Source organism: Kitasatospora sp. NPDC015121 (assembly GCF_055562955.1).
Window position 1 is genome coordinate 1 of the sequence record NZ_JBVHEH010000013.1, and the last position, 11,971, is coordinate 11,971.

An 11,971-nucleotide genomic window follows, 5' to 3' on the forward strand; every position below is an offset into this window, starting at 1 on the left:
ACCGGGGCGGTCCGATGATCGTATGCGTGCCTGGAGCCGGGAGGAGCAGCGGAGTGGGGCTTGCTCATCGAACCGGTGGGCAAGCCCCACTCCGCGCCGTCAGGGCCCTCGGCGGGGTTGGTCTTCTTTCGCATGGAATTCCCAACTCCCTTCGGGGGATCCTGCGTTACGCCGGGATCCGGCCGGTGTCGGTCAGGCGGCCGGCTGCGGCGGGGCGGCGAAGCGGCCAGCGGGGGTGCGGTGCAGCCAGCCCCGGTCCGCCAGGCGCTTGAGCTTGTCGCGCACCGGCTCGACCTGCCCGGGCTGAGTGCCTCTGCCGCGCCTGACGCTGACGTCCTTGGCCGGGACCGGCTCCGGTGCCCCGGCCACGATCTTCACGATCGCCTGGTAGTCAGCGGGCAGAACGCTCTCATCCATGCCCTGTTCGCGGTGCGGGACCAGCAGCATCCCGCCCGCCCCGGGCGCGCTGGTGACCCGTTCCAACTTCGCGGCCATCTCCGGGTCGTCGGTCCACCCGGCACGCTGGGCGTCGGCGAACTGCCCGAACACCACCTCGGTCGCCTCCAGCCGCGATCCCGTGCCGGAGCCCCGCAAGAGCGAACGGGAGTGAAGACGCCGTGACCCACGGCTGCGTCAGGGTGTGCCAGGCCAGCACCCCCAGGTTCTGGTTGACGGCCCCAGGCGCCGACGCTTTCGCCATGCCAGTGGACGCCATGGCCAACCACTGGGTGATGTCCTGCGGATACTGCTCACTGACGTGGGAAATGCAGCCGAGAACGAACGAGGCCACCGATTGCGGCTCGGTCCATGCCTGTGGGCGAGACAGCGCTTCCGCGACGGCCTTCGCCCGCCAGCCGTCCGCAAGGGCGGCCGCAGTGTGGAGGTCGTGGGAGAAGCCGATGTCGACGTAGTAGTGGCGCAGGAGTTCTGCCTTGGCGAGCAGCACCTCGTCCTTACTGAGCTGGCCTGCTGCTGTTACTGCGTCGAGGAGGTCGAGAGTTCCGAACGCAGGGACCTCGCTGGAGTATGCGAGGGAGCGCAGCACTCGGTCGTCGGTCCACAGGACCAGCCTGTGTTCCTTCGCGTGGTCGAGTGCGGTGAGCCACTGGCCTGTGCGGTGCGCAGGGAGTGGGAAGCATCGCAGCTCCGGATGCGGGACCCTGGCAGTGGACTTCAGGATCTCGAGCACACGGCCCGCCGTGGAGCGGTACCGCTCCAGCTCGCCCTCTTCCTCCGGACGAACGCCCGGTTTCTGTCCTTCGGGATCCCAGATGAGCGTGAGGTCTGACTGCAGGGCCAGCGAGTCCTTCGCCTGCAACGCGTCCTGGAACAGCTGATCGGTGGTGACGACTCCATCAGGGATTCCGATCAGAATCTCGGCCAGCCGAGGATCCAGCGGCGCCAGAGTGTGGGCGACGGTCGGATCGATGACAGCGCGGGTGCTCTGGGCCACAGTGATTGCTTCAGCGCCTGCGGCATCGGCCGTGACGCCGCGGGCGTACACGAACCCGGCAGCGCGGCGCAGGCTGGCCTCGGTGCAGGTGCGGCCCACCACCGACGTCAGGATGCCCAGCGGAAGGTCGCCGCTGCCGATCTTCTCCCGAATCTCTTGGGTGCTCTCGTATGCCTGCCTCAGATCGTCGGCAAGGTTGACCAAGGGGTCGTCGTCGGGGCCCAGTCGCACCGCACGAAATTGGGAGCTGCCGGGGAAGCGTTCCAAGTAGCGCTCGGTGGCTTCTCGAAGGCGTTGAGTGCCGCCTTCCAACGGGTCATCCAGCGTTTGCGGCCGGCCCCGGTCGGATCGTGCCTCTCGTAGCCGAGATGGTCCGTCGTCTCACCTTCGAGGGCGGACTCCAGGAGCCTCTTCGTCAGCTGCTGGAGCAGGCCTCCGGTGCCGGTGAGCTGGAGCCCGCTTGCGCGGGCCCGGTCGACCAGCTGCCCGATCAACTGGTCGTCCAGGGCGTCCGGCTGCAACTCCGCCGGTCGTACGGCCTTCACGGCCTCGGCCGAGACGGTCACGTATGTCATCAGGTGCTACTTCCTTGATCGGGAGTTGCACCGTTCTTTTTACAGACCCGAATCCTCGGCCGGCGGAGGCGTGCAATCTGGTCCTGGCCCCCGGGTTGCCCTGGGCGCCAGGACCAGGGCGCGGCTGGGACTGTCGCTCCTAGCGGTTCGCCTGGATCGACTTGGCCCTATGGACGTCCGAAGATCTTGTACCAGCTGCCGCAGCTGTAGTCCGAGCCCTGCTCGGTGACGCACTCCATGACCTCGACCCACGCGGTGTCCGAGGCGAAGTTCCATGTGAACGTGTTGGTGACCTGGTTCCCGACCGCGTTGAGGTTTTCAGTGCGGTCGCTCCAGCCATCGCCGTAGGTCGCCCGAACGTACACGCGGGCACCGTGCCCGTCAGCCTTCGTGTCCTTGATGTTCGTCGTGACGTAGTAGCGGCCACCGCTAACGTCCCAGGTCCCCCAGGCGTGCGCTCCGACGACATCGGCCTGCGTGTACTGGGCGGTCCAGTTAGTGCCCGCCGCATTGGCAGTCCCGGCGGAGATACCCAGGGCCACTCCTGCGGCGACCGCGATCGTGCCACAAGACTGCAGAACTCGCTTTACGCGCATTTGCTCTCCTCAAGGTCGGTTGGGTGAAGGTGCTCAGCAGGGAGCGGTGACGTTGCCGCAGTAGATCCAGCCGTAGAAGGTGTGGGGGGTTCCGTTGCCGGTGACGTACTGGACGTAGTACCAGCGATTGCCGGAACTGCTGTTGTAGGCGTAGTGGCTCCAGCGCACCGTTTCGCCGGAGCCCGGCCGCCACACCTCGCCGCATGAGGCCGCGTAGCACTCCCTGATCGGGCCATTGTTCAGTGTGGTGGTCGGGGTCCACACGGCAGCAGAGATCTCGCGGGTATCGGGACCGGGGTTGCTCGTGTCGGCCGCGATGGCACTGGTGGCGGTGCCCGTCAGCACAGCGGCCGTGGCGGCTAGGAGAGAGATCGTATTGCGTATCTTGCGCATGTGTACCTGCTTTCGGCTTGGTCCGGATGCTGTGGTGACACTGTGCCGAAACGGTCTTGCGGGAATCTGGGACGAACCTTGACTCCGTTGGCGGCCGCCTCTGCGCACCCGGACCTGCCTGGCGTTCGGCGGGGCGAGGGGCGGCATCTTGGCGGAGGCGAAGCCGATCGGCTTGTCCGTGGCCTAGGACCAGGAGCGGCAGGGGCGCGAGCAGCGGCACGGGCTGACGAGCTGCTCGCCGGTGGGTGAGCGGTCTTGCCGCACGGCAGAGCGAGGGGACGTACCGCACGGTGCCGGGTCGGGCGGCCGATGGGTCGAGCAGGTCTGCGGGCGGGAGGTCGTGCCGGGCGGGGAGGGGCAACTGGAAGAGGAGCCGGCCTGCGATCTCGGCGCAGGTGCCGCCGGAAGCCCACTCGCCGGCCTGAATCGGGGGCAGATCTTGGACAGACCTTGAACCGCCTGTACGGGCGGTTGCGCCGTGGCTACGCTGCCGATGGGAGACCGGCGGGAGGGTGGTGCGCGGTGATGGAGTTCGGCCTGCTCGGTACGATCGAGGCTTTCGTGGACGGCCGTGCGGCAGACGTGGGGCACCTTCGGCAGCGGTGTGTGCTGGCCGTCCTGCTCATGAACGTCAACCAGGCCGTGTCCGTCGACGAACTCGTCGACCGGGTCTGGGGGGACTGGGCACCGCAGCGCGTCAAGGGGACGCTGTACGGCTATCTGTCCCGGCTGCGGCAGGCACTGGTTCCGGAACCGGCCCCGGCGCCACAGGCGCGGATCGTGCGCCGGCCCGGGGGCTACGTCCTGGAAGCGGATCCGCTGTCCGTGGACGTCCACCGCTTCCGCGACCTGATCGCCTCGGCTCGCACCGCCGACGACGAACGGGCGGCGGCACTGATGCACCAGGCTCTGGACCTGTGGCGGGGGCAACCGTTCGCCACCGTGGACACCCCCTGGTTCTCCGACCTGCGCCGGGCGCTGGAGGGGGAACGGTTCTCCGCCGAACTGGACCGTATCGACGTCCGATTACGGTGCGGACAGCATGGCGAACTACTGCCCACGCTCACCGCACTGGTCTCGGAGCACCCTTTGGACGAGCGGCTGGCCGGCCAGTTCCTCCTCGCTCTCCACCGCGGGGGCCGCCCCGCCGACGCGCTGGCCGGTTACCAAAACATCCGACAGCGGTTGGACCAGGAGCTGGGGATCGATCCCGGGGCCGCGCTGCAACAGCTTCACCAGCAGATCCTCGTCGGCGACCCGGCCCTCAGCGCTCCCGGCGCTGCCACTGCCGCGGTCGTAGGGGCCTCCCCCGACGACCTCCGCACCACCGACTCTACCGCCGCCGTTCGGTACCCGATGCCCCGCCAACTACCCGCAGCACCTCTCCGGTTCGTCGGCCGCCAGGTCGAACTGGCCCGGGTCGAGGAACTCCTGCGCGAGCCCGGCCCGGGAATGGCACCGCCCCTGCTGGTGATCGACGGGACGGGCGGGGTGGGTAAGACCTGGCTCGCCGTGCACTGGGCCCGCCGACAGCTTGACCGCTTCCCGGACGGCCAACTCCACCTGGACCTGCGCGGGTTCGCCCCCGACGACGAGCCGATGCCCACGCACCAGGCGCTGGCCTGCCTGCTCGACGGCCTCGGCGTACCCGACAGCGCCCTGCCTGCCGGCACCGACGCCCGCGTCCGTCTGCTGCGCAGCCTCACCGAGGACAAACGGCTGCTGGTCCTCCTCGACAACGCCCGGGATACCGACCAAGTCGTTCCCCTGCTCCCCACCGGGCCCTCCTGTGCGGTCCTGGTGACCAGCCGCACCCGGTTGAGCGGCCTGGTGACAGCACACGGGGCCCGGCCACTGACCTTGGACGTCCTGACCCCCGCCGAGGCGCACCAGTTACTCGAACGCCACCTCGGCACGGAACGGATCCGAGCCGAGTCCCGGGCGGTGGAGGAGATCGTCGCATGCTGCGCCCGGCTGCCGCTGGCCCTCGGCGTGGTCGCCGCACGCGCCACTGCGCACCCGCACTTCCCCCTGGCGGCACTCGCCACCGAACTGCGTGAGTACCAGGACGCACTAGACGCCCTGAGCACCGGCGAGCAGCACACCGACGTCCGTGCCGTGCTGTCGTGGTCCTACCGGGCACTGAGCGTGCCTGCGGCACGGCTCTTCCGCCTTCTTGCCGCACACCCCGGCCCCGACCTCGCCCTGCCCGCGGCGGCGGCCCTGGCGGGCGCACCGATACGGGCGGCGCGACCGCCGCTGGTTGAACTCGTCCGCGCCCACCTCGTCACCGAGCCCACCGCAGGCCGCTACGCCTCCCACGACCTGCTACGCGCCTACGCGTTCGAGCTTGCCGCCGACGATCCTGAACGCCCCGCCGCCCTGCACCGACTGATCGACCACTACCTGCACTCCGCGCACAGCGCCGACCTCCTGCTGTCCCCGCACCGCGCGCGATCGGTCCCACCACCCCTGCCGGAGGACATCACGGTGCAGCGGCCCGGGGACCACGAGCAGGCCATGACCTGGTTCGCCGCCGAGCGTGAGGCCCTCCTCGCCCTGGTCACCGCCGCGGAGCGGGTCGGTCTTGACGAGCAGTGCTGGCACCTGTCCCGTGCGATCACCACCTACCTGGGACGTCGCGGTCACTGGAGCGACCTGGCCCGGGTTCAGCACACCGCACTGGCGGCCGCGACCCGCCTCGGCGATCGCGGCCAGCAGGCCGAGTCCCACCGGGAACTCGGCTGCGCCCACACCGAGACCGGGCACTTCGACCGGGCCCACCGCCATCTGGGGCTCGCCCTGGAGCTCCACCAGGCGCTCGGCGACGATGCTGGAATCGCCCGCACCGAGGTGATGCTCGGCTGGATCTGCGAACGCGAGGGTCGCCACCGCGACGCCCTGGGGCACGACCAGCGGGCGCTGGAGCTGTTCAAGGAACTCGGGCACCGCGCTGAACAGGCCCGGGCGCTGAACGCGGTCGGCTGGGACCACGCTCAGCTCGGCGACCACCGGGAGGCGGTGGCATGCGCCGTGCAGGCTCTGCGCCTCCAGGAGGAGCTGGGCGACGTCCGGGGCCAGGCCAACACCTGGGACACCCTCGGTTACGCCCACCAGCAACTCGCCGAGCACGTCGACGCCGTCCGCTGCCACGAACAGAGCCTGAAGCTCCACCGCACGGTCGGACACCGCTACGGCGAGGCCGAAGCCCTCGCCCACCTGGGCGACGCCCATCAGGCCACCGGCGACCCGGTGCTCGCCCAGGAGGCCTGGACTCAGGCCCTGCACATCTTCCTCGACCTCGGCAACGCGGAGGAGGAGGCTGCCAGTCTCCGGAGCAAGATCGCCGACCTCAACATCCCTGGCACCTCGCCCTGACATCCACGTCACCACGACCGTTTGCTGGCTCGGCACCGCACGGAGAGCACCGGCCGACCTGATCGGCCTTCCCGGCCAGAGCGGCCGTTCGTCGAGTCAGCCTGTCCGTTTAACGTACAGCCTCGAATAGACGGGCCCGGTGATCACTCGTTCGGGCCGAGCTGGCCGACCTGCCGCTGCCGCGCGTCGCAGACGGCCGCCTGGTGCTCGCGGTGGACGTCCCACCGTGGCTGCGGCCGGATGCCGGGGCCTGCCCGGACCGCTCGTTCTGCCACACCTACCGCCGCGGCAACGCCAAGCATCAGATGATCCTCGGCCGGTCGCACTCGTTCGTCGTCGCGCTGGAGACCGGGCGGACGTCGTGGATGCCGCTCCGGGACGCGGTGCGGCTGGAGCCCGGTGCCGACCTGGTCGCCGTCACCACCACCAAACTCCGGTACGTGGTAGTCCGGTTGATGACGGCGGGGCAGTGGAGGGCCGGAGCACTCCCACTACGGGCGCACCACCCCCGGACAGCCCTGGTACCCGCCCGACATGGCCGACGTGCGGTGCGCGGAGTGCGAGCGGGCACTGCGCGGCCTGTAGGGCGGTCGTGGCGTCGGAGGCGGCGCGGGTGCGGCCGGGATGAGTCATCGCCTCGGATATCACCGGTATCCGAGGCGATGGGGCGTCAGGCATCTACCGCTTGAGCTGGGATCGGACGGATCGATACGCGGCCGCAGACGCCGTAACGACGAGCGCGGGGCGAGTCCGCCAAGGAAGCCGGGCGGAGCCGCCTACAGGATCTCGCGCATCGAGCCACCGCCATCGCGCGCCAAGTGTGGCGGTCGCCGAGTCGACAGAGCCTGCGACGAACCCGATCACCAAACTGCTCGGTGTTCCCGGTGGGCCTGGCAGCGAGCGGCCGGGCGCCGATGCTCTCGGCGTACACCCACGTGACCGCAGTCTCGACCGTGTTAAGGCTGCGCAGCACCGCGCGCGATGCCTCCGGAAGTCGGGAGCGGGGCACGGACGGCCGTCCGTGCCTAGTGGGCCGGGACGGCGGGGTCTTGCGGGGCGGGTCATCCGGTGACGGTTTCGGCGTGCCGGGTGAGCGCGTCCAGGAACGCGGTCTGGTGGTCGGTGGGCTTGCCGTCGGTGCGGGCCCCCGTCTGCTTGCGCAGCCATGTACCGGGGCGGAAGACCGGGTCGTCGCCGAGGCCGGTGCGGTTGGCCGGGCCGTCGAGGGTGCCGCCGGCGGCGAGGTAGGCGAGCAGGCGACGGTAGGAGCGGTTCCAGTCCGGTTCCAGGCGCCACAGCTCGTCCAGCGCGTCGAGCTTGGCCGCCTGGTCCTTGGTGAGGCCCGCGGCCTTGCGCTGGCGGCGCATCCACGCGCCCACCGCGTAGTCGTCCAGCTTCGCGGTCGCCGGGATCGCGAGGTGGCCGTGCTGGCGGTGGAACGCGGCGGCGTACGCGAAGCCGCGCTCCCAGGCATTGGCGTTCTTCGACCAGATCATGCCGAGTGCTTCCAACTCGCTGACGCGGGCCGGGTCGAGCAGGCCCTGGCCGTTCAGGTGGCGCTGGCGGGTGAGCCAGGAGATCAGCTCGCCGTGGCGGGTCTTGCCGGTGGGGTCGAGGTGGCCGTGCTGCAGGTGGAACACGGTGGCGACCGCGTGCATGCGCTGCCACTCGACCGCGCGGGGGTTGACCGCCCGCAGCTTGACGGTCTGGAGGATCCGAGCCGCGTGCTGGCGGGCGTTGATCCGCAGCCACTCGATCGGCGACTCGACCGGGGCCGGCGGCTGCCCGCCTTCGGCGGCTTCGGCGGCCTGGTCCTCGGTCGGCTTGGCCGCGGTGGTGTGCGCGGTGCCTTGGGAGCGGGAGGCGCGCAGCTCGGTGATCCGGCCGACCACGCGGGCGTCGTGCGCGGCCAGGGCGCGCAGGACGCGCCAGATGGTGCGGAAGGAGCTGGCCTCGATCTCGGCGTCAGCCTCGGCCTTCACGGCCTCGGCCGGGTCCGCGGTGGCGGTGTCGTCGCCGATCTCCGGCGTCGGGAGGTAGACCGGGATGATGACCCAGGACATCTCGCCCTGGCGGTAGGACTGGCGCAGCGCGCGGCCGACGGCCTGGACGATGTCGATGACCGAGCTCTTGGGGTCAGCGAAGCAGATGGCGTCCACGGCGGCCACGTCGATTCCCTCCGTCAGGAGTCGGCTGTTGCACAGGATGCCGCACTCCTCTCCGTCCTCGCCGGTGTGGGCCTTGAACTCGGCGAACGCGGCCCGGCGGTCCCCCAGCCGGTCGGCACCGGCCACCGCCTTCGCCCAGATCCGCTCCGGGCACTCGGCGTCGGGCAGCAGCTCCGAGGCCTCCAGCAGGCTGCCGGCGAACTCCCGCGCTCCGGCCACCCGGGAGTGGAACGTGATCACGCGGCGCAGTCCGAGGTCGGCGACCGCCCCGCAGCGACCACGCCTCGGCGGTCTGCTCCAGCAACTCGATCGTCGGCACCAGCACCAGCGCCCGCCCCCGAGCGGCCAGGCGCCGGTCGCCGCGACCACCGTCGCCCAGCCGCCGTCCTTCACCTCGCGCACCGCGGCCGCCACCGCGTCCTTCTGGAACCAGTGCAGCGGCAGCGGGTTCACCGTGGCGGTGCCGGACGGCTGAGCCGGGACCGACTGAGCGGCCGCGGCGCGGACCGCGGCCGGCACGGCGGCCTCGGTGGTGGTCGTGGTCTCCGCGGCGGTGCGTCTCCTGTTCTGCCGGGCGGTGCAGGGTGGTCGAGCGGCGGGTGGCCGGGGCCCTTTCAGTCGGGGAAGGCGTAGCGGTTGAGAGCGTCGATCAGGTTCTCGACCAGGTCGCCGAACTGGGTGATCTCCCCATCGGCGTCGAAGCAGCCCCCGGTGAGGAGGATGTCGGCGAGCTCGTCGGTCAGCTCCTGGGCGTCCGCTTCGGTGGGCGGGGCGGCCGGGTCGAGGACGACGCCGCGTGCCTGGGCGGCTCGGCGTAGCAGGGTGAGCTTTTCGTCGGTGCCGGTGAACCAGGTTGGGCGGCCAGGGTCCGGTGCGCTGGGGTTGCGCGTGGGGGTGGTGAGGAGACGGTGGGCTGTGCTGGGTGAGACGCGAAGGTTCCAGGCGATCTGGCTGATCGTGTGGCCGCTGTCCTTCAGTTCGGCGGCCTGGCGGCGCAGTTCTTCCCGCTCGGCGGGGCTGCGGCGGTTGAAGGCCTGTTCGGAGCTCACTGGTTCTCCTCGGGGATCCAGCCGCGGACCTCCGGATAGGCGATGTCGGCGTCCTCGACCGCGCGGCCGGTCTCCACCAGCCACTCCTTCATCGCCTCGGTGACGTCGCCGTGGTGCTCGGCGACGCGCTGGGACCACTCGACGGCGTCGAAGCCTCCGGTGGAGGAGCTGCCGTAGGTGCGCTCCTCGGTGCCGTCCGCGCGGGGGATGAAGCCGCGGCGGAGGCCGCCGGAGTCCTTCTCCGAGCCCGCGCTGTAGACGTACTGGTCGGCCCTCATCCGCACGGTGAAGGCGAGGCGGGCGCCGGCCTGGCCGGTGGCGTGGACGACCGGGGCGAGGTGGCTTGCGCCGGACTTGATGGCCTGCTTGCCCGCGCGGCCGGTCATCGACTCGCCGGGCTTGCCGACCGTGTCCTTGCCCCGCACCCGGGCCTTCTGGCCGGTCTCGGTGGTGCGGCGCTTGGTGTTCGCCTCGGCCACAGCGGACAGCGCCTCGGTGTCGCGCTCGCCGCCGCGCACCGCGCGCACGACCTGGCGCAACGCGCCGACGAACGCCGCTCCCTTGCCCTTGGTGAAGAAGTGCGAGACCAGGCTCGCGTCACGGCCGAGGATCTTGGCGACCTGGCGCTTGGTGTAGCCCTGGTCGATCAGCTCCTGGGTCAGGCGGGCTGCTTCGTTCGGCTGGTTCGGGTCGGCCGGGCTCACTGGTCGGCTCCCTTCTCGGCGAGGTGGGCGCGGCTCAGGCCGCGCAGCTTGAGGTACTGCTCCTGGCTGGTCGGGTGCTTGATGGGGCCGGTGAGGTGGCCCTTGAGGAGGTAGTCCCCGGGCTCCCCGCAGTACTGCCACATCTGGCGCCCCCGTCAGGGGGATGCCGTCGGTGCCGAAGTACACGACCGTACCCGGCCGGGCGTGGAGGGCGCCGGCGTAGCCGATGACCTCCTTGCCCTGGCGGTACTTCATGTCCAGCAGCACCGCCCGGGCCCCCGACCACACGTACGCCGCCCACTCGGGGTGCGCGTTGGGGTCGCGGGAGAACCCGGCCTGCCGCTGCCACGTCACCACCGTCTCGTCCTGGCCCAGGATCTCCACCCCGGCCGGGAGCGCCTCGCCAACGGGGGTGGTGCCGGAGACCAGGCGCGGGCGCTGCGCGAACCCACCCAGGCCGAACAGCAGCACGGAGCGCACCGCGCGGGAGGCGAGGTACGCGGCGGTGCGCTGGCGCTCGTCTCCGTGCAGCTTCGAGAGGTTGGTCAGGTCCGCCCACGCGGCCTTGAGCCGCTTGCCCCACTCGTCGAGCGGCTTGCCGTGCTCGAACAGCAGGCCGCCGAGGATCTCGACCTTCCACGGCATCAGGTGGTTGGACAGGGCGAGGTGGATCTCGGCGGCGGCCGGGGCGGTGTTGGACGCGCCGGTGATGGTCCAGAACACGGTGCCGGCGTCCTTCGCGGTGACCGCCAGGCCGTACGGACGGGCGGGCCAGGGCTCGGCCGCCCCGATGCCGGGCACGGCGGTGGGCAGCAGGCTGATCAGGGTGGTCTGCAACTCGGCGGGGGTCACCGCCGGAACGTACCTGCGGGCTGTTCGGGACCGGGCGGGCGAGGTCCGTGCCCAGGCCGGGTTCACCGGAGCGGCCCTCGGCGGCCAACTCGCGGACCCGTCGAAGCGGACCGGGCAGCTGGGAGAGAATCGGGCTGGTGCGCGCCGCTCCCCATTGCCTGCGGCGCGCACCGCCTTCTGCTGCCCGGGGCTGTAGAAGCAGGATCAGGCCCGCTGGGCGGGCGTGCGCCGGGCTGTGGGCGGGGTGGTGATGTCGGTGTCCGGCTCCAGGAACGGCGAGCGGTCGGCGGGCAGCGGGATCGGGCGCTCGCCGACCGGGAGGGTCTGGTCGACGGCGGGCTCGGAGAAGGCCAGCCCCAGGGGGCGGCGGTCGGGACTCATGGGAACAGTCTGACCTACCGCCGACGAACTACCAGCGTCCGTCCCGGCCCTTTGCCGCCTGCCGCCCTCCCCGGAGCCGCCGGCCCGGCGCGGCAGGGCGCAGGGCTGGCGGGACAGCGGGCGGGGCAGTTCACTCAACGGCATATGGGTGCGGCGCCGGGCCGGGCGCACCACGGCCGTGCGGCGGGTCCGGTCGGCGGGCAGGGCCGGGGCTTCGGTGCGGGGCCGGGCCTGCGACACGGGCGCGATGGAGGGCGCCGGGCGGGTGGCCGCGCGGAGCTGGAGGGAAGGATGCGGCGGTCCTTCTCATCGTCGGTGGGGCCGCCGTACGGCTCAGCCTCGAGACGGTGGTGCACGAGCTGCTGCCGCTGGAGCAGGCCGTACTGGCGCACCGGAAGATGGACGCGGGCGAGGTCTTCGGT

General features: G+C 71.2%; 11 protein-coding genes and 1 pseudogene. 3 read left to right on the forward strand and 9 right to left on the reverse strand.

Annotated features, from left to right (window positions below):
* Positions 1-192: 192 nt before the first annotated feature.
* The 5 genes and pseudogenes from ACZ3J7_RS20120 to ACZ3J7_RS20140 all read right to left on the reverse strand — a co-directional run bounded on the left by ACZ3J7_RS20120 (position 193) and on the right by ACZ3J7_RS20140 (position 3,017).
* The gene (locus tag ACZ3J7_RS20120; protein ID WP_465622818.1) at positions 193-417 is read right to left on the reverse strand and encodes a hypothetical protein; all 225 of its coding nucleotides are present in this window, start codon (positions 415-417) and stop codon (positions 193-195) included.
* A complete protein-coding gene (locus tag ACZ3J7_RS20125) occupies positions 410-1,657 on the reverse strand; it encodes a PIN domain-containing protein (RefSeq protein ID WP_465622820.1) in 1,248 nt (415 codons plus the stop codon). The genes ACZ3J7_RS20120 and ACZ3J7_RS20125 overlap by 8 nt, the downstream gene beginning before the upstream one ends.
* A 92-nt stretch (positions 1,658-1,749) precedes the next feature.
* Positions 1,750-2,028, reverse strand: a pseudogene (locus ACZ3J7_RS20130) (IS256 family transposase); the annotation flags it as partial.
* 167 nt (positions 2,029-2,195) lie between these two features.
* Entirely contained in the window at positions 2,196-2,624 is a 429-nt protein-coding gene (locus ACZ3J7_RS20135) for a hypothetical protein (protein WP_465622822.1), read from the reverse strand.
* 33 nt (positions 2,625-2,657) lie between these two features.
* The gene (locus ACZ3J7_RS20140) at positions 2,658-3,017 is read right to left on the reverse strand and encodes a hypothetical protein (protein WP_465622824.1); all 360 of its coding nucleotides are present in this window, start codon (positions 3,015-3,017) and stop codon (positions 2,658-2,660) included.
* A gap of 525 nt (positions 3,018-3,542) precedes the next feature.
* On the opposite strand from ACZ3J7_RS20140, the gene ACZ3J7_RS20145 reads away from it, so the two are divergent.
* Together ACZ3J7_RS20145 and ACZ3J7_RS20150 are read left to right on the forward strand one after the other, a co-directional pair.
* Positions 3,543-6,395, forward strand: a complete 2,853-nt coding sequence (locus ACZ3J7_RS20145) for an AfsR/SARP family transcriptional regulator (RefSeq protein ID WP_465623437.1) — start codon at positions 3,543-3,545, stop codon at positions 6,393-6,395.
* A 203-nt stretch (positions 6,396-6,598) separates the two neighbouring features.
* Positions 6,599-7,084 carry a hypothetical protein gene (locus tag ACZ3J7_RS20150; protein ID WP_465622826.1) on the forward strand — a complete coding sequence of 162 codons (486 nt, stop codon included), beginning with the start codon at positions 6,599-6,601 and terminating at the stop codon, positions 7,082-7,084.
* A gap of 372 nt (positions 7,085-7,456) precedes the next feature.
* Here ACZ3J7_RS20150 and ACZ3J7_RS20155 read toward each other — a convergent pair whose 3' ends face one another.
* The gene (locus tag ACZ3J7_RS20155) at positions 7,457-8,803 is read right to left on the reverse strand and encodes a helicase associated domain-containing protein (protein WP_465622828.1); all 1,347 of its coding nucleotides are present in this window, start codon (positions 8,801-8,803) and stop codon (positions 7,457-7,459) included.
* On the opposite strand from ACZ3J7_RS20155, the gene ACZ3J7_RS20160 reads away from it, so the two are divergent.
* Positions 8,796-9,038 carry a hypothetical protein gene (locus tag ACZ3J7_RS20160; protein ID WP_465622831.1) on the forward strand — a complete coding sequence of 81 codons (243 nt, stop codon included), beginning with the start codon at positions 8,796-8,798 and terminating at the stop codon, positions 9,036-9,038. The genes ACZ3J7_RS20155 and ACZ3J7_RS20160 overlap by 8 nt on opposite strands.
* A 139-nt stretch (positions 9,039-9,177) precedes the next feature.
* Here the strand turns inward: ACZ3J7_RS20160 and ACZ3J7_RS20165 are convergent, their stop codons facing one another.
* From ACZ3J7_RS20165 to ACZ3J7_RS20175, 3 genes are all read right to left on the reverse strand, one after another.
* Positions 9,178-9,612, reverse strand: a complete 435-nt coding sequence (locus ACZ3J7_RS20165) for a hypothetical protein (RefSeq protein WP_465622834.1) — start codon at positions 9,610-9,612, stop codon at positions 9,178-9,180.
* The gene (locus tag ACZ3J7_RS20170; RefSeq protein ID WP_465622835.1) at positions 9,609-11,168 is read right to left on the reverse strand and encodes a hypothetical protein; all 1,560 of its coding nucleotides are present in this window, start codon (positions 11,166-11,168) and stop codon (positions 9,609-9,611) included. Before ACZ3J7_RS20170 ends, ACZ3J7_RS20165 begins: the two co-directional genes overlap by 4 nt.
* A 204-nt stretch (positions 11,169-11,372) precedes the next feature.
* Positions 11,373-11,549: a hypothetical protein gene (locus ACZ3J7_RS20175; protein ID WP_465622837.1), complete on the reverse strand. Its 177-nt coding sequence runs from the start codon at positions 11,547-11,549 to the stop codon at positions 11,373-11,375.
* Positions 11,550-11,971: the final 422 nt, after the last annotated feature.